The following is a 17,110-nucleotide window of genomic DNA, read 5'->3' as shown; positions in this document are numbered from 1 at the left end:
ATCGGTCAGCGGACAGGCAGGCCCGGAAAACCCGGCCGTTCTCAGCCGGTCAGTTCGCCGAGTGCCCACAGTAATTCGTCGTTCTGTCCGTCGGTACCAATGGTGATACGCAGGAAGTTGTCGATCCTGGGTTTGTCGAAGTGTCGCACGACAATACCGCGCTCACGCAGTTGGGCGGCCAGGGTATCGCCTGACACCGATCCATGCTGACAGAAGATGAAGTTGGCGGCGGACGGCAGCACCTCGAAGCCCATCTCAGTCAGGGCCTCTGTCACCCGCTCCCGCTCCGCGATCACCTGCTTGCGGGTATGGTCGAACCAGGCCTCGTCTTCAAAGGCGGCCACCGCACCCGCCTGCGCCAGCCGGTCCAGGGGGTAGGAATTGAAGCTGTTCTTGACCCGGTTCAGGGCCTCCACCAGGTCCCGATGCCCCACCGCAAAGCCAACCCGCAGCCCGGCCAGTGAACGGGCCTTGGACAGGGTCTGCGTGACCAGCAGGTTCGGGTACCGGTCCACCAGGGTGATAGCACTCTCACCACCGAAATCCACGTATGCCTCATCCACCACCACGACACTGTCCGGGTTACCGGCAACGATCTGTTCCACATCATCCAGTGGCAGGAACCGGCCCGTGGGCGCATTCGGGTTCGGGAAGATCACGCCACCGTTGGGCACCCGGTAGTCCTCCGGGTTGATCCCGAAGTCCCCGTTCAGGGGCACCAGGCGACTTTCCACACCATAGAGCCCGCAGTAAACCGGATAGAAACTGTAGGTGATGTCCGGAAACAGGATAGGCCTGTCCTGCTTGAGCAGCCCCTGGAAGATATGGGCCAGCACCTCGTCCGAGCCGTTGCCCACGAAGACCTGCTCCGGCGATACGTCATAGTAATCGCCAATCACCCCACGAAGCCGCTCACTCTCCGGGTCCGGGTACAGGCGCAGGCTGTCGTCCGCCTGCTGACGGATCACCTCTAGCACCTTGGGCGAGGGGCCGTAGGGGTTCTCGTTGGTATTCAGCTTCACCAGCCGCTGCATCTTCGGCTGCTCCCCCGGCACGTAGGGTTTGAGTTCGCGTACCAGGGGACTCCAGAACTTGCTCATGGCGGCTCCTTAGGACTCGCTGTCGGAATCGACGCGGTATTCGGCGGACCGGGCATGAGCCGTCAGCCCCTCACCCCGGGCCAGCACCGAAGCCACCCGCCCCATGCGATCAGCACCGGCGGCGGAAAACCCGAGCAGCGACGAGCGCTTCTGGAAATCATAGACCCCCAACGGCGACGAGAACCGCGCCGTACCGGAGGTGGGCAGCACGTGGTTGGGACCCGCGCAGTAGTCACCCAGGGCCTCGGCGGTATAGCGGCCCATGAAGATGGCACCGGCATGACGGATCTTCTCCGCCAGCGCCTGGGGCTCCTCAACAGACAACTCCAGGTGCTCCGGAGCAATCCGGTTGGACACCACCGCCGCCTCATCCAGGTCTTTCACCTGGATCAGCACCCCACGGTCGGACAGCGACCGGGCAATAATCTCACTGCGCTCCATCGTCGGCAGCAGCTTACGGATACTGTTTTCCACCGTATCCAGAAACGCGGCGTCCGGGCTCACCAGAATGGACTGTGCCTGCTCATCGTGCTCCGCCTGGGAGAACAGATCCATGGCAATCCAGTCCGGATCGGTCTTGCCGTCACAGATCACCAGAATCTCCGACGGCCCGGCGATCATATCGATGCCCACGGTCCCGAACACCTCACGCTTGGCCGTAGCCACAAAGATATTGCCCGGCCCCACAATCTTGTCCACCGCCGGCACTGTCTCGGTCCCGTAGGCCAGCGCCCCAATCGCCTGGGCGCCACCAAGGGTAAACACCCGGTCGACACCGGCAATGGCAGCAGCGGCGAGAACCATGTCATTCACCACCCCCGCCGGGGTGGGCACCACCATGATCACCTCGCCGACACCCGCCACCTTGGCGGGAAGCGCATTCATCAGCACCGACGACGGATAGGCCGCCTTGCCACCGGGCACATACAGCCCCACCCGGTCCAGCGGCGTCACCTTCTGGCCCAGCACGGTGCCATCGGCATCCTCGTACTGCCAGGAATCCTGCTTCTGACGCTGGTGGTAGTCACGGATGCGATCAGCCGCAGCTTCCAGGGCGTCCCGCTGGTCCGAGGGAATACTCTCCAGGGCCTGCTCCAGACGCGTCTGGGAAATCTCCAGCTCGGCCATGGAAGCCACCTCAAGCTGATCAAACTTCGCGGTAAACTCCATCACCGCCTGATCGCCCCGCAGCTTTACCTCGCTCAGGATATGACGGACCGACTCGTTTACCTGATGGTCCACGCTGTCATCCCAAGCCAACAGCTTGCTGAGCGCGTCATCAAAGCCTGCATCGGAAGCAGACAATCGGGTAATAGTCACATCAGTCATAAATCACCTGAGATTTTCAACCAAGTTGGAGATATCTCCGAAGTAGTCCGGACACGCAATCCAGACCAAACAAGCTCCTGAATACACTCCCCCATGGGAGGAGCTTTTCAGTAGCATCAAGCCGGGTTTGCAGGCAACTCCGGAAGAAGCCCGGATGAGCGGTAGTGCTTTCCGGGACCTTCAAAAACAAGGACGTTTTTGAAGAGCCTACAGGGACGTATCCACGGCGTGTCCCGGAAAGCACTACCGCTTAGCCGGGCGTAAGGCCAAATTCCTAAATCCACAATCAAAAATCAGGCCTCGACAACCCGCCGAGCCTCAACCGCCTGCCCCATCTTCTCAATAATGGGCTGCAACATGTCATGTTTCATCTTCATGGAAGCCCGGTTCGCCACCAGCCGGGTACTGATATTCTCAATCAGCTCCCGCGGCTCCAGCCCATTGGCCTTAAGCGTATTACCGGTATCCACGATATCCACGATCTCATCCGCCAGCCCCAGCAACGGCGCCAGCTCCATCGCCCCATAGAGCTTGATGATATCCGCCTGCCGCCCCTGGGCCGCGTAATAGCGCCGGGCCAGATTCACAAACTTGGTAGCCACCCGCAGGCGGCCCTGGGGCGCTTCCTGACCCTTCACCCCGGCAGTCATCAGCCGGCAGCGGGAAATATTCAGGTCCAGGGGCTCATACAGCCCTTCGCCGCCATGCTCCATCAACACATCCTTGCCAGTCACCCCCAGATCCGCACCACCATACTGTACATAGGTGGGCACATCCGTGGCGCGGATGATCAGCAGGCGCACATTCGGATCCGTGGTCGGGAACACCAGCTTGCGGGACTTTTTGATGTCGTCCACAAACTCAATGCCGGCTTCCCTCAACAAAGGAATCGTCTCGTCAAGGATGCGCCCCTTCGACAGCGCAATGGTAATCGATGTCTCGGTCATCGGTGATCAGTCCGGTCTGAATGTCTTGTCCGGTCCGGCCTCAGGCCGGCAGCCGGCGGATACTCGCGCCCAGCAGCTGGAGCTTTTCCTCGATGCACTCATAGCCACGGTCGATATGGTAGATGCGATCCACGATGGTGTCACCGTCCGCCACCAGCCCGGCAATCACCAAACTCGCGGAAGCCCGCAGGTCCGTGGCCATCACCGGCGCGCCGGTCAGATGCGGCACACCCTTGATGATCGCGGCGTTGCCTTCCAGGGTGATATCGGCCCCCATACGGCCAAGCTCCTGGATATGCATGAAGCGATTCTCGAACACCGTCTCCACGATGGTGCCGGTACCCTCGGCCACGGTATTCATGGCCGCGAACTGGGCCTGCATATCCGTGGGGAATGCCGGATAGGGGGCCGTGCGCAGGGATACCGCCTTCGGCCGGTTACCCTTCATGTTCAGCTCGATCCAGTCCTTGCCGGTGCTGATATGGGCCCCGGCCTCTTCCAGCTTGAGCAACACCGCTTCCAGCAGGTCTTCCCGGGTGTCCTTCAGCCGCACCCGGCCACCGGTGGCGGCAGCAGCCACCAGATAGGTACCGGTTTCCACCCGGTCCGGCAGCACATCGTAATGGCAGCCGTGCAACCGCTCCACACCGTGGATCTCGATGGTGGCGGTGCCATGGCCCCGGACATCCGCGCCCATGGCGATCAGGCATTCCGCCAGGTCCACCACTTCCGGCTCCCGGGCGGCGTTTTCCAGGATGGTGACACCGTCGGCCAGGGCCGCCGCCATCATCAGGTTCTCGGTGCCAGTCACGGTCACCGTGTCCAGGAAGATATGGGCGCCCTTCAGGCGACCATTGGATTTGGCGTGGATGTAACCATTTTCCACCCGCACCTCGGCGCCCATCTGCTCCAACCCCTGAATGTGCAGGTTCACCGGCCGGCTGCCGATGGCACAACCACCGGGCAGGGACACCTCGGCCTCGCCGAAATGGGCCACCAGCGGCCCCAGCACCAGGATGGAGGCCCGCATGGTCTTCACCAACTCGTAAGGCGCGACGGTTTCCTTGATGGTACTGGCATTTACCTGCACACTCATCTTCTCGTCAATCATCACCTCAATGCCCATGCGGCCGAGCAGCTCGATCATGGTGGTAATGTCGTTGAGGTGCGGCAGATTGCCCACCGTTACCGGCTCATCCGCCAGCAGCGTTGACGCCAGGATCGGCAGGGCTGAGTTCTTGGCTCCGGAGATGCGAATCTCGCCGTCAAGCGGCTGGCGACCCCGGATAAGTAGTTTGTCCACGATGAATTCCTGTAGTTGTGAGCCAACCGTTATGAACCGGTAGTCAGGAACCGGCCGCTGTACGTCGGCTTACTGTTGCCGGGCCGCCCATTGGGCCGGAGTGAATGCGCGAATGGTCAGGGCATGGATGGTACCGTCATCCAGCTGCTCCCGCAGCGCGCCATAGACAAGCTGCTGCTTCTTCACCGGAGACATGCCTTCAAAGCGGTCGCCAACGGCCACGACCAGATAATGGTTCCCTTCGCTCTGTACCTCGATCTCGCAGTCGGGCAGCTCTTTGCGAACCAGTTCGGCAACGTCCTGGGGTTGCATACGCGTATAACCTCAATTTGTGCGAAACGAAAGCGGAATTGTACCGGATTATCAGGAGGCGGTCAGCCAGCGGGAAACACCGTTGAGACGGGAGAGCCCGAGCAGGTCGTCCGGTACTCCGATGAAGGTCAGCGAGACCTGCCGCCGGTCCGCCTGACGATGCAGGCACAGGAGCAGCGACAGCAACACGCTACTGGCGGTAGAGGTGGCGGCCAGGTCAACGCGGGCGTTGGTGCCCGACGACAGGGAGGCCAGCCAGCTTTCACCCCGCCGCCTGATCTCGAGCACATTGCCGGCATGGATACGCCCGGCCAGTGTCAGACAGTCACCGGCGGGCTCGGCGGCGGCACTCATTCGCTGTCCGCGCCCTTATCCATTTCCTCGTCCAGGTTGAGGGAGGCCACGGCATCGCCCCAGTTCTCGATCACCGCGTCCACGTCACCGCGACGGGACTCCATCTCCTGGGCAAACCGGTCACGGAAGGCCAGGCCGATGTTCACGCCCTCCACAATGACATTTTCCATCATCCAGTTGCCGCCTTCCTTGTTGCGGTACATGGAATAGGTTACCTGGTAGCGGTCACCGGACTCGGTGGTGACCAGCATGTCCACGGAGGCCCGGTCCTCGTCCCTCGGGTTGATCCGGGCACCCTGGACCGCGATCTCAAAGCCATCGGAGTTATTCACCAGGGCCTGGGCATAGCTCTCGAACAGGCTGCGCTTGAAACGGACCACGAAGTCGTCACGCTGTTCCGGTGTCGTCTGTCTGGCGTAACGGCCCATGACCCGGGCCGCAATACGGCGGAAATCGACAAAGCCCTCAAGGGTCTTTTCCATTTCCCGGTAGAAGGCATCCGGGTCCTCGTTGTACAGCCCTTTTTCCTCATTGAGCCTTTGCACCAGCTTCTGGGTGTTCTCGTCCACATAGCTCGCCAACTGCTCGCTGTTGGCGGCGGCGGGCCGTACCAGCAAGGCCGCTACCAGCGCGAAAACGGCCAGCGCCCAGGGCATGAAGGCGTATTGGTTGATCGATCGAACCGCGGTCATGGGTCTCTCCTGTTTTATGTCCTTGCCTGACTACTCGCCACCCTGACCGGAGGCGAAGTTGCTGATCACACGCTCAATGTTAAGCGCTGACTGGGTTTCGTAGAAAATATCTCCGTCCGCCAGGGATTCCAGGTCCCCACCCGGTGAAATATCAATATACTGTTCACCCAGCAGGCCTGATGTACGTATGATTGCTGAGCTGTCGGCGGGAATGCTGTCGTACCCTGCCTCGATATCGATCACCACCCGCGCCTGGAAGGCCTCCTGATCAAGGGCCACCTCGCGGATCCGCCCCACGGTTACACCGGCCATGGAGACCCGGGAGCGCGGCGCCAGACCGCCAGCATCGTTGAAGTAGGCGGACACCGTGTAGGTCTCACCACCCGGCTTGAAAGTCAGCCCGCTCACCTGCAGTGCCAGCACCAGCAGCGCCGCACCACCCGCCAGGATAAACAGACCAACCATGATTTCCGTTGTTCTCTGGGCCATCAGAAACTCCCGAACATGACAGCGGTGAGGACAAAATCCAGCCCCAGGACCGCCAATGATGAATACACAACCGTCCTGGTGGTGGCCGAACTGATACCCGCCGAGGTCGGCACGCAGTCGTACCCCTGGTACACCGCGATCCAGGTGCACACGAACCCGAACACCAGGCTCTTGACCAGGCCGTTGACCACATCATCCAGGAACGCCACGGACGCCTGCATGTTGCCCCAGTAGGAGCCTTCGAATACACCCAGCCACTGGACACCCACCAGCATACCGCCCCAGATGCCCACCACCGAAAAGATCAGCGCCAGTACCGGCATGGAGATGAAACCGGCCCACAGGCGGGGCGCGATCACCCGGCGCAGGGGATCCACGCCCATCATCTCCATACTGGAAAGCTGTTCCGTGGCCTTCATCAGGCCGATTTCCGCCGTCAGGGCGGAACCGGCCCGGCCGGCAAACAGCAGCGCCGTCACCACCGGCCCCAGCTCCCGCAGCAGGGTCAGCGCAATCATCTGGCCAATGGCGCTTTCCGACCCGAAGTCACTGAGGATCGAGTAGCCCTGAAGCGCCAGCACCATACCGATAAACAGCCCCGACACCACCACGATGGCCAGTGACAGCACCCCCACCGTATAGAGCTGGCGCACCAGCAGCGGCAACCCGACGGCCGGCCGGGGCACCCCGGCCAGGGCGCCCCACAGGAACATAGATGCCCGCCCCAGGGAGGCCACCACGGCCAGTGCGCTGCGCCCCAGCCCGGCGACACGATCCACCAGCCCGTCAACCATGGCGCCCCTCCCCCACCCGGTCGGCGCTGCCCCAGTCCGCTCCGGCATCCGGTGCCGGGTAATGGAACGGCACCGGCCCGTCCGGCTGACCATGGAGGAACTGCTGCACCCGGGGCGACGAGTGATTCCTGAGCTCGTCCGGCGAGCCTTCGCCGATTACCTGGCCGTCGGCGATGATGCAGGCGTAATGGGCAATACTGAGGGATTCCGGCACGTCATGGGACACCAGCACGCTGGTCAGTCCCATGGTGGTATTGAGGTCACGGATCAGTTTCACCAGCACACCCATGGCGATGGGATCCTGGCCGGCAAAGGGCTCGTCGTACATGATCAGCTCCGGGTCCAAGGCGATGCTCCGGGCCAGGGCCACCCGGCGGGTCATGCCCCCGGAGAGTTCAGCGGGCATCATGTCCCGGGCACCCCGCAGTCCCACGGCCTCCAGCTTCATCAGCACGATGTCCCGGATCATGTCCTCCGGCAGGGCGGTGTGTACCCGCAGCGGGAAGGCCACATTCTCGAACACACTCAGGTCGGTGAACAGCGCGCCACTCTGGAACAGCATGCCCATGCGCTCACGCAGCCGGTAGAGGGCCTTGCGGCCCAGCCTGGGCACGTCCTCACCCTCCACCGTGACCCGGCCGCTATCCGGCCTGAGCTGGCCACCGATCAGCCGCAGCAGGGTGGTCTTGCCGGTACCGCTGGGCCCCATGATGGCGGTGATCCGGCCACGGGGGATGCTCAGGGTCACGCCGTCGAAGATGCGCCGGTTCCCCCGGGTAAAGACAACATCATCGAGAGTGATGCAGGATGAGTCAGACATGTCAGAAACTGCCGGAAAATTTGGCGTACAGTATGCCAACTTGCGCTGCCGCTCAATGGTCGGGGGTGTTAAAGTTTGGCAGGAGAGGCCCGGCAGCCAGCGAACACCCCCTGCGAGAAGGCCCGGAGGCCGGGTTGATGATATACTGTCGCCCCTGTTACACCCCCGGTGGCACCAGCCCCGGATCGGAGCAATCCAGGAGCCCCATGAACAAGCCTTATGTCTCTGCCGCATTGCAGGCCATCGAAGTGGAACGCCAGGCCGTGGAGGCCTTGTCCACGCGCATCGGCGATGACTTCGTCCATGCCTGCGAGGTGATGATGGCATGCCAGGGCCGCGTGGTGGTGACCGGCATGGGTAAGTCCGGTCATATCGGCAACAAGATAGCCGCCACCCTGGCCAGTACCGGCACGCCATCGTTCTTTGTCCACCCCGGTGAAGCCAGCCATGGCGACCTGGGCATGATCACGCCCCAGGATGTGGTACTCGCCATCTCCAATTCCGGCAACACCGCCGAAGTCCTCACCATCCTGCCCCTGATCAAGCGCATGGGCGCCCCCCTGATCAGCATGACCGGCAACCCGGATTCCACCCTGGCCCGGGAGGCCGTGGCCAACCTGGACATCAGCGTGGCCAAGGAGGCCTGCCCCCTGGGGCTGGCCCCCACCTCCAGCACCACCGCCACCCTGGTCATGGGCGACGCCCTGGCCGTGGCCATGCTGGAGGCCCGCGGCTTCAGCGCCGAGGATTTCGCCTTCTCCCACCCCGGTGGCACCCTGGGACGGCGACTGCTGCTGCGGGTGTCCGACATCATGCACATCGATGACCGGGTACCGAAGGTACAGGAGAACACCCCCCTGTCCGGCGCCCTGCTGGAAATCTCCCTCAAGGGCCTCGGCATGACCACGGTCATCAACGAGGACGGCAAGCTGGTGGGTATCTTCACCGACGGCGACCTGCGCCGGACCCTGGACCGGTCCATCGACATCCACAAGACCCTGATCCGTGATGTCATGACCCGCAACGGACGCACCATCCATGAGGACCAGCTCGCCGCCGAGGCCCTGCACATCATGGAGGAGCTGAAGATCAACGCCCTGCCCGTGCTGGACCGCAACGACGAACTGGTGGGCGCCCTCAACATGCACGACCTGCTGCGCGCCGGCGTGATCTGACGGAGTGGTAATGACCGAGGAGACGGCACCCAACAGCCGGCCGGAGTGGCCGGACGACGCACTCACCAGGGCCCGGGAGATTGCCCTGCTGGCCCTGGACGTGGACGGCGTGATGACCGACGGCTCCCTGCTGTTCTCTGCCAGCGGCGATGAACTCAAGGCATTCAACATCCTCGACGGGCTTGGCCTCAAGCAGGCCATGGCCGCCGGCATTGAGGTGGCGGTGATCACCGGTCGCCAGTCCCCGCTCACCGAGCGGCGCATGACCAGCCTCGGCATCACCACCCTGCTCCAGGGCCGGGAGGACAAGATCGCCGCCCTGCGGGAAATTATGGCCGAGCGACAACTGCAGCCGGCCCAGGTGGCCTACATTGGCGACGACCTGCCAGACCTGGCCGCCATCCGCTATGCCGGGTTTGGTGTTACCGTGCCTAACGGCCACTGGTTCGTGCGCCAGCACGCCGATTTCTGCACCCACGCCGCCGGCGGTTCGGGTGCCGTGCGGGAGCTCACCGACCTGCTGCTGTCGGCCCGGGGGCACCTGGACGGCGAACTGCTGACCTGGCTGGGGGACACCTGATGGCGTCAGAGAATCCCCGCCACCTGCTGCTGAGGGTCCTGGATTTCCTGGCCCGCCCGGGCATCCGCAACCCCGGCCTGCTGATCGCCGTCGTGGCCCTGGGTTTCCTGCTGTGGCACAGCGATGAGCCAGCCACCGTCGATACCGACGCCATGGAGCTACGGGGCGCCAGTGAGCCCGACACCTTTATCAATGACGGTGAATTCCGCTCGTTCGATACCCAGGGCCGCCCCAAGCTGGTAGCCTCAAGCCCTCGTACGGAACAGTTCGACGACCGCCGGCAGGCAGTTTTGGAAGCGCCGGACGCCACTCTGTATGATCATGAGGCCGACCTGCGCTGGCTGCTGGACGCCAACCATGGCCTGTACCACATGGACACCGAAGTGATGGAACTGGAAGGCAACGTGGAAGTCACCCGAAGCGTGGAAGGCGGTAATGCCATCTTGCTCACCGAGTACCTTCGCATCGATAATCCCGCCGGCAGGGCGACAACCGATCGCCCCGTCACCCTGAAGTCGCCGGGCAGCATCACCCACGCCCGAGGCATGACCGGCTGGTTCGATGAACGGGTGCTGGAATTGGAAAACTCAGTCGAGGGGATCTATGAAACCCGTCAGTAACCTGGCAGGTCGCCTGCTACTGCTGTCAACGCTGGTTCTGGGCCCGGCCCTGCCCGCCCTGGCCTTCAACCTGGACTCCAACGAACCGATCCGGGTGACCGCGGATTCGGCCCGCCTGGACGACAACCAGGGCATCGCCATCTACCGGGGCAACGTCGAGGTCCGCCAGGGGGGGATCCTGCTCACCGCCGACCGGGTCGATGTCCACCGAAACGCCCAGGGCCTTGACCGTATCGACGCCCGCGGACAACCTGCCACCTATTCCCGGCCCGCCACCGAGACCGAAGGCCCGGTGGACGCCGAAGCCCTGCTCATCCACTATTCCGCTCCCGACAACCTGCTGCGTTTCGAGCGGGAGGCCGTGGTGAAGCAAGGCGGTGACGAGTTCCGTGGTGCCGTGATCAACTACAACACCGCCAACCGCGTGGTTACCGGTGAGGGCCGGACCGCGGAGGGCGAGGGGTCCGGACGGGTTGAAATGGTTATCCAGCCCCGGGGCAACAACTCCGGCAACAACAACTGACGGCTGTTTCCATGGCACTATTGCAGGCAAATCATCTCGCCAAGAGCTACAAACAGAAACAGGTGGTTATCGATGTATCCCTGAGCATCGAGAGCGGCCAGATCGTGGGACTGCTGGGCCCCAATGGCGCCGGCAAGACCACCTGCTTCTACATGATCGTCGGCCTGGTGCCGGCGGATCACGGCCACATCAGCATCGACGGCAAGGACATCACCCCCCTGCCCATGCACGGGCGGGCACGGCAGGGCATCGGCTACCTGCCCCAGGAAGCGTCAGTATTCCGGAAGCTGTCGGTCAGCGACAACATCATGGCGATCCTGGAAACCCGGAAAGACCTCAACAAGAAGCAGCGCCAGGACAAGATGGAAGAACTGCTGCAGGAGTTCCACATTACCCATATCCGTGACAGCGCCGGCATGGCCCTGTCCGGGGGGGAGCGCCGGCGGGTGGAAATCGCCCGGGCACTGGCCATGGAACCGGCCTTTATCCTGCTGGACGAACCGTTTGCCGGGGTGGATCCCATCTCCGTCAGCGACATCAAGCAGATCATCCGCCACCTGCGGGACAAGCAGATCGGCGTACTGATCACCGACCATAACGTGCGGGAAACGCTGGATATCTGCGAAAAGGCCTACATCGTCAGCAGCGGCCACATCATTGCCTCTGGGTCCGCGGATGAAGTCCTGGCCAACCAGCAGGTGAAGGAAGTCTACCTGGGGAACGAGTTCAGGCTGTAATCCGACGCCAGACCGTGCCCATTACACACTGCAACACAGTCCGCACGCCCTGCAATTGTGTTGACAGCAGCAAGGGGGTACACTCGGCAAAGAACTTGCTTGTTATTTCCAAGTATCCGGTAATGCTGATTTTTTTGCCTGACTTCAGCTATTTTTTGAGCTGAATCAGTGTTTTTTAGCAACGATTCTGTTACCGGCTACCTCAGAAGGGCGATGGATGTGAAACCATGGTGATGAAAGCCTCCTTACAGTTAAAGATGGGTCAGAGCCTGACGATGACCCCACAACTGCAACAGGCGATCCGTCTGCTCCAGCTTTCCACACTGGACCTGCAACAGGAAATCCAGCAGGCCCTGGACTCCAACCCGATGCTGGAAACCTCCGAGGAGGAAGACACCGACGAGTCTTCCGACGCCGAGCAGGACAACAACGAGGAGTCGGTCAGCGCCTCGGAAGGTGAGTCCGCAGCCGACAATACCTGGGAGGAATCGGACTGGTCGGCGGACAACAACCCGTCCGACAACATCCCCGACGACCTGCCGGTGGACACCGCCTGGGACGATATCTACCAGTCCGCGCCGGCTCCCGCCTCCCGGGGCGATGACGACAATGACTCCGATTTCGAAAGCCGCAGTCCCACTACCGAGACCCTGCACGACCATCTGGAGTGGCAGCTCAACCTGACCCCCATGGGCGAGCGGGATGCCGCCATCGCCCATGCCCTGCTGGATGCCGTGGATGAGCGCGGCTACCTGACCTCCGCACTGGAGGAAATCCATTCCGGGCTGATGGACGACGAAGACGAGGACCCGGTGGAAATGGACGAGGTGGAAGCCGTCCTGCGCCGCCTGCAGCACTTCGACCCGCCCGGTGTCTTTGCCCGTGACCTGCAGGAATGCCTGCTGATCCAGCTTAACCAATTGCCCGCAGACACCCCGTGGCTGGACAAGGCGCGACTGGTGATCACCCACTACATCAACCTGCTGGGTAACCGCGACTACGCACAACTGTTACGGCGCAGTCGCCTGAAGGAAGACCAGTTGCGGGAAGTGCTGGCGGTGATCACCGCCCTCAACCCGCACCCGGGCAACGCCCTGGACACCTCCGAGCCGGACTACGTGATTCCGGACGTGATCGTACGCAAGGACAAGGGCCGCTGGCGGGTGGAACTGAATCCTGAAATTGCCCCGCGCATTCGTGTCAATGCCAGCTATGCTTCCCTTATAAGGCGTGCCGACAGCAGTGCCGACAACACCTATCTGCGGGATCAGCTCCAGGAGGCGAAATGGTTCATCAAGAGCCTGCAGAGTCGGAACGAGACCCTGCTGAAGGTGGCGACACGAATAGTTGAACATCAACAGGGTTTTCTGGACCATGGGGAAGAGGCGATGAAACCGCTGATCCTGTCGGACATCGCCCAGGCTGTGGAAATGCACGAATCCACCATTTCCCGGGTCACCACGCAAAAGTTCATGCACACGCCCCGTGGCATCTTCGAGCTGAAGTACTTCTTCTCGAGCCACGTGAGCACCGAGGAAGGCGGCGAATGCTCGTCTACAGCCATTCGCGCAATGATCAGGAAACTGATTGCGGCGGAAACCCCGAAAAAGCCGCTCAGTGACAGCAAGATTGCCACCATGCTGGGAGAGCAGGGCATCAAGGTGGCGAGGCGAACGGTGGCAAAGTACCGTGAAGCCATGCATATTCCGCCCTCCAACGAGCGGAAGCGACTGGTCTGACACAAAGGGTCTGACAAACAGGAGAAGCCCATGCAACTGAACATTTCCGGTCATCATGTCGAACTGACTCCCTCCCTCAAGGATTACATCAACGAGAAATTCGAAAAACTTGAGCGCCACTTCGATCACATCAGCAACTGTCAGGTAACCCTGGAGGTGGAAAAGGTGCGCCAGATCGCGGAAGCCACGCTGCATGTGGTCGGCGGCGAAATCCACGCGAAGGCTGAAAACGATGACATGTACGCCGCCATCGATGCCCTGGTGGACAAACTTGACCGGCAGATCCTCAAGCACAAGGAAAAGAACGTTGACCGGATGCACGGAGCAACTGCCCGCTAACCATTGCGATACCGGAACGGCTATAATCTGACTCACAACGCTGCGGTACGGACTCGTACCGCAGCATTTTTTTATCGGGACCGACGAGCATCCATGACCGATTCGACCTTGACCATCAACAACATACTGGCGCCGGAACTCACCCATTGCCGGGTCAATGGCACCAGCAAGAAGCGGATTCTGGAATTTATCGCGGAAAAGGTGGCCGGACAGTATCCGGAGCTGGATGAAACCCAGATCTTCAATAACCTGGTAGCCCGGGAGCGGCTGGGGAGCACCGGCATCGGTCAGGGTATTGCCATTCCCCACTGCCGGCTCGAAGGGTGCACCCGCGTGGTCGGGGCCCTGGTCACGATGGAGGAAGGGGTAGCCTTCGACGCCATCGACAACCAGCCGGTGGATCTCCTGTTCACACTGATCGTGCCCCGCGAAGCCACCTCAGAGCACCTGGAGCTACTCAGCCAGCTTGCCGAGCAATTCAATGACCGCAGCTTCTGCGATGCCCTTCGGGCCTGCGAGACCGCCGAAGGTCTCCACCAGAAGATGACCGGCAACACCTGATCCTTTCCCGGCATGTCGCGTATACTCGCGCTCAATGTCGGCCAAGTCGCCAGGGGACAAGTTTCATGAAGCTGATCATCGTTAGCGGACGTTCCGGTTCGGGCAAGAGTACCGCCCTCCATGTGCTGGAGGATCTGGGTTACTACTGCATCGACAACCTGCCCATCGGGCTGCTGTTCCCGCTGACCACCGAGGCCACCTCACGCAACTCCGGCAGCCGGCTGGAGAAGATTGCGGTCAGCATTGATGCCCGCAACCTGTCCAGCGAGATTGCCAATTTCGAGGCTATCCATCAGCGGCTGCTGGACTCGGGGATGACCACCGAGATCATCTATCTGGATGCCACCGAACAGTCCCTGCTGCAGCGTTTCCATGCCACCCGGCGCAAGCACCCCCTGAGCGACGACGACACCTCGCTCACTGAGGCCATCCGCTACGAGAAGCAACTGCTGGAACCCATCGCCCAACTGGCGGACCTGTACCTGGACACCACCGAGCTGTCCATGTACGAGCTCCGGGATATGGTCAAGCAGCGAATTATCGGCCGCCGTGAGCAGGAGCTGGCACTGCTGTTCCAGTCGTTTGGGTTTAAGCACGGTGTGCCGGTGGATTCCGACTATGTTCTGGACGTCCGCTGCCTGCCCAACCCCTACTGGGACCCGCAACTGCGCAAATACACCGGCATGGACCAGCCGGTCATTGATTTCCTGGGCTCTGACGACATGACTAACCGTATGATCGATGACCTGACCCGTTTCCTGGAAAGCTGGCTGCCCCAGTTCAGCAAGAGCAACCGCAGCTACATGACCATTTCCATCGGCTGTACCGGCGGACAGCATCGGTCCGTCTACGTGTGCGAACAACTGTCCCGCTATTTCAGCCGGCAGTACAACCGGGTCCAGACCCGGCACACGGAACTGCCCCACCTGAACCCGAAAACCAGCGGTACGGCATGATCCGCCAACCCATTACCATCATCAACAAGCTCGGGCTGCATGCCCGGGCGGCCGCCAAACTGGTCGAGACGGCATCGGCCTTCGAAAGCCATGTACTGCTGTCCAAGGGTGACCGCGAGGTGGACGCCAAGAGCATCATGCCGGTGATGATGCTGGCCGCCAGCCAGGGAACGGAAGTAGAACTGATAGCGGACGGTCCTGATGAACAGCAGGCCATCGAAGCCCTTGAGGCATTGATCAATGACTATTTTGGTGAGGGCCAGTAACCCATGAGAGAACAGCCGTGAGCAAATACGATCCATCCCGGGAAGCGACCGGCGACGAAGACGAGCTGATCAAGAGCAAGTCGCAGGTCAAACGCGAAATGCAGGCACTGCAGGAGCTGGGCAAACACATGCTGGACCTGGGCGATGAACAGCTTGCCACCCTGCCCATGAGTGAGACGCTGAAGGCGGCGATCCAGGAATCCCGCCGTATCCGACAGCACGAGGCCCGGCGCCGGCACCTGCAATACATCGGCAAGGTGATCCGTAACGAGGACGATCCCGAGGCCCTGCGCCGCGCCGTGGAAGCCTTTGACGCCGGCAGCGAGGAACACACCCGCCGCCATCACCTGGCCGAGCGCTGGCGTGACCGCCTGATCGCCGAGGGCAACGCCGCCGTGGCGGAATTTGTCGGCCATTGCCCGACGGCGGACGTGCAGCACCTCCGCAACCTGCTGAGGAACGCCCAGAGGGATGTCAAGACGGACAAGAACACCGGCCAGGGCCGGAAACTGTTCCGCTACCTGCGGGAGTGTATCGACGACGCCGAGCAGGCTGGCTGATTCGCCGGTTCCGGCATTCCCTCGGGTTCATCCGCTGATCGACAGACTACAGTCGCCGGTGCTCCCACACCGGCATGCGCTTGCGGACCTGCTGCAGGTAGTCCGGATCCAGCTCGGTGACGAGCACCCCAGCCCCTTCGGCCAGCTCCTTGACCACCTTGCCCCAGGGATCGACGATCACCGAGTGACCATAGGTGCGGCGGCGCTCGCTGTTCTGCCCCCCCTGCCCCGGCGCCACCATCCAGACCTGGTTCTCAATGGCCCGGGCCCGGACCAGGGGGTGCCAGTGGGCGTCGCCGGTATGCCAGGTGAAGGCGCTGGGCAGGGTAACCCAGTCCACTCCCCGTTCGCGCAACTGCCGGAACATCTCAGGAAAGCGAAGGTCATAGCAGATCGCCAGCCCCAGCCGGCCCACGGGCGTGTCCACCGTCACCAGTTGCTCGCCGGGTTCAAAGGTGTCCGATTCCCGGTACTGTCCCTGACTGTCCTCCACCATGGCATCGAACAAGTGGATCTTGTCATAGCGGGCGACTTCCGTGCCCTGGTCGTCCACCACCACACAACTGGCCCTTACCCGGTTCTCCAGGGCGGAGCCATCTGGCCGGGCAGCAATGGGCAGTGAGCCGCCAACAATCCAGAGCCCGTGCTTGCGGGCCTGTTCCGCCAGAAAACTGCGGATGGGGCCGTCTGAGGCCACCTCGCGACCACCGTGCAACGGCATGTTGGCGGTATCCAGCACCGCAAAGTTCTCCGGCAGTACCGCCACCCGGGCTCCCTGCTCGGCCGCCCGGGCCAGCAGCCGGGAGGCCTGGTCAAGATTGTCGTCAATATCCCTTGTGCTCACCATCTGAATGGCGGCGACGGTCTGGGCATTCGCCATGGCGATCTCCATCGGGGCTGCCTGATTGGACGGA

22 protein-coding genes are annotated in these 17,110 nt (G+C 62.0%); 11 read left to right on the top strand and 11 right to left on the bottom strand.

The features are described from left to right. Nucleotides 1-41 precede the first annotated feature (41 nt). The 10 genes from hisC to ACJO2E_RS03180 form a co-directional block, all read right to left on the bottom strand. On the bottom strand, nucleotides 42-1,100 hold the full coding sequence (hisC, locus tag ACJO2E_RS03225; protein WP_406961775.1) for a histidinol-phosphate transaminase: 1,059 nt from the start codon (nucleotides 1,098-1,100) through the stop codon (nucleotides 42-44). A gap of 9 nt (nucleotides 1,101-1,109) precedes the next feature. After that, on the bottom strand, nucleotides 1,110-2,429 hold the full coding sequence (gene hisD, locus ACJO2E_RS03220; RefSeq protein ID WP_406961773.1) for a histidinol dehydrogenase: 1,320 nt from the start codon (nucleotides 2,427-2,429) through the stop codon (nucleotides 1,110-1,112). A gap of 293 nt (nucleotides 2,430-2,722) precedes the next feature. After that, nucleotides 2,723-3,376 (bottom strand): ATP phosphoribosyltransferase, encoded by a 654-nt coding sequence (gene hisG / locus ACJO2E_RS03215; RefSeq protein ID WP_406961771.1) that lies wholly within the window; start codon nucleotides 3,374-3,376, stop codon nucleotides 2,723-2,725. 40 nt (nucleotides 3,377-3,416) lie between these two features. Then, nucleotides 3,417-4,679 (bottom strand): UDP-N-acetylglucosamine 1-carboxyvinyltransferase, encoded by a 1,263-nt coding sequence (gene murA / locus ACJO2E_RS03210; RefSeq protein WP_406961769.1) that lies wholly within the window; start codon nucleotides 4,677-4,679, stop codon nucleotides 3,417-3,419. 69 nt (nucleotides 4,680-4,748) lie between these two features. Next, entirely contained in the window at nucleotides 4,749-4,991 is a 243-nt protein-coding gene (locus ACJO2E_RS03205) for a BolA family protein (RefSeq protein ID WP_406961767.1), read from the bottom strand. Between the two features lie 51 nt (nucleotides 4,992-5,042). Next, the gene (locus ACJO2E_RS03200; protein ID WP_406961765.1) at nucleotides 5,043-5,345 is read right to left on the bottom strand and encodes an STAS domain-containing protein; all 303 of its coding nucleotides are present in this window, start codon (nucleotides 5,343-5,345) and stop codon (nucleotides 5,043-5,045) included. Next, nucleotides 5,342-6,037, bottom strand: coding sequence for an MlaC/ttg2D family ABC transporter substrate-binding protein (locus ACJO2E_RS03195; protein ID WP_406961763.1), 696 nt, complete (start codon nucleotides 6,035-6,037; stop codon nucleotides 5,342-5,344). The genes ACJO2E_RS03200 and ACJO2E_RS03195 overlap by 4 nt, the downstream gene beginning before the upstream one ends. A 30-nt stretch (nucleotides 6,038-6,067) precedes the next feature. Beyond that, nucleotides 6,068-6,526: an outer membrane lipid asymmetry maintenance protein MlaD gene (gene mlaD / locus ACJO2E_RS03190; protein ID WP_406961761.1), complete on the bottom strand. Its 459-nt coding sequence runs from the start codon at nucleotides 6,524-6,526 to the stop codon at nucleotides 6,068-6,070. Further along, entirely contained in the window at nucleotides 6,526-7,320 is a 795-nt protein-coding gene (gene mlaE, locus ACJO2E_RS03185; protein ID WP_406961759.1) for a lipid asymmetry maintenance ABC transporter permease subunit MlaE, read from the bottom strand. Before mlaE ends, mlaD begins: the two co-directional genes overlap by 1 nt. After that, entirely contained in the window at nucleotides 7,313-8,140 is an 828-nt protein-coding gene (locus ACJO2E_RS03180; RefSeq protein ID WP_406961757.1) for an ATP-binding cassette domain-containing protein, read from the bottom strand. The genes mlaE and ACJO2E_RS03180 overlap by 8 nt, the downstream gene beginning before the upstream one ends. A 206-nt stretch (nucleotides 8,141-8,346) precedes the next feature. Here ACJO2E_RS03180 and ACJO2E_RS03175 point away from each other — a divergent pair, with 206 nt between their 5' ends. From ACJO2E_RS03175 to yjgA, 11 genes are all read left to right on the top strand, one after another. Further along, the gene (locus ACJO2E_RS03175) at nucleotides 8,347-9,315 is read left to right on the top strand and encodes a KpsF/GutQ family sugar-phosphate isomerase (protein WP_406961755.1); all 969 of its coding nucleotides are present in this window, start codon (nucleotides 8,347-8,349) and stop codon (nucleotides 9,313-9,315) included. Nucleotides 9,316-9,325: 10 nt separating this feature from the next. Further along, complete coding sequence (locus tag ACJO2E_RS03170) at nucleotides 9,326-9,895, top strand: KdsC family phosphatase (protein WP_406961753.1); 570 nt, start codon at nucleotides 9,326-9,328, stop codon at nucleotides 9,893-9,895. Continuing rightward, nucleotides 9,895-10,515, top strand: a complete 621-nt coding sequence (gene lptC, locus ACJO2E_RS03165) for an LPS export ABC transporter periplasmic protein LptC (protein ID WP_406961751.1) — start codon at nucleotides 9,895-9,897, stop codon at nucleotides 10,513-10,515. The genes ACJO2E_RS03170 and lptC overlap by 1 nt, the downstream gene beginning before the upstream one ends. Further along, a complete protein-coding gene (gene lptA, locus ACJO2E_RS03160) occupies nucleotides 10,499-11,038 on the top strand; it encodes a lipopolysaccharide transport periplasmic protein LptA (protein WP_406961749.1) in 540 nt (179 codons plus the stop codon). The genes lptC and lptA overlap by 17 nt, the downstream gene beginning before the upstream one ends. A gap of 11 nt (nucleotides 11,039-11,049) precedes the next feature. Continuing rightward, a complete protein-coding gene (lptB, locus tag ACJO2E_RS03155; protein WP_406961747.1) occupies nucleotides 11,050-11,775 on the top strand; it encodes an LPS export ABC transporter ATP-binding protein in 726 nt (241 codons plus the stop codon). Nucleotides 11,776-12,008: 233 nt separating this feature from the next. Then, entirely contained in the window at nucleotides 12,009-13,514 is a 1,506-nt protein-coding gene (locus ACJO2E_RS03150) for an RNA polymerase factor sigma-54 (protein ID WP_406961745.1), read from the top strand. A 30-nt stretch (nucleotides 13,515-13,544) separates the two neighbouring features. Then, complete coding sequence (gene hpf, locus ACJO2E_RS03145) at nucleotides 13,545-13,853, top strand: ribosome hibernation promoting factor (protein WP_328189485.1); 309 nt, start codon at nucleotides 13,545-13,547, stop codon at nucleotides 13,851-13,853. 93 nt (nucleotides 13,854-13,946) lie between these two features. Further along, nucleotides 13,947-14,414 (top strand): PTS IIA-like nitrogen regulatory protein PtsN, encoded by a 468-nt coding sequence (gene ptsN / locus ACJO2E_RS03140; protein WP_406961743.1) that lies wholly within the window; start codon nucleotides 13,947-13,949, stop codon nucleotides 14,412-14,414. A gap of 65 nt (nucleotides 14,415-14,479) precedes the next feature. Beyond that, entirely contained in the window at nucleotides 14,480-15,370 is an 891-nt protein-coding gene (rapZ, locus tag ACJO2E_RS03135) for an RNase adapter RapZ (protein ID WP_406961741.1), read from the top strand. After that, a complete protein-coding gene (locus ACJO2E_RS03130) occupies nucleotides 15,367-15,636 on the top strand; it encodes an HPr family phosphocarrier protein (RefSeq protein WP_406961739.1) in 270 nt (89 codons plus the stop codon). The genes rapZ and ACJO2E_RS03130 overlap by 4 nt, the downstream gene beginning before the upstream one ends. Nucleotides 15,637-15,653: 17 nt before the next feature. Next, nucleotides 15,654-16,196, top strand: a complete 543-nt coding sequence (yjgA, locus tag ACJO2E_RS03125; RefSeq protein ID WP_406961737.1) for a ribosome biogenesis factor YjgA — start codon at nucleotides 15,654-15,656, stop codon at nucleotides 16,194-16,196. A gap of 46 nt (nucleotides 16,197-16,242) precedes the next feature. Here the strand turns inward: yjgA and ACJO2E_RS03120 are convergent, their stop codons facing one another. Continuing rightward, on the bottom strand, nucleotides 16,243-17,076 hold the full coding sequence (locus tag ACJO2E_RS03120) for a carbon-nitrogen hydrolase family protein (RefSeq protein ID WP_406961735.1): 834 nt from the start codon (nucleotides 17,074-17,076) through the stop codon (nucleotides 16,243-16,245). Between the last annotated feature and the right edge of the window lie 34 nt (nucleotides 17,077-17,110).

The organism is Marinobacter shunpengi, assembly GCF_045449695.1.
Lineage (GTDB): Bacteria > Pseudomonadota > Gammaproteobacteria > Pseudomonadales > Oleiphilaceae > Marinobacter.
This window is presented reverse-complemented; position numbering and strand designations above follow the sequence as displayed.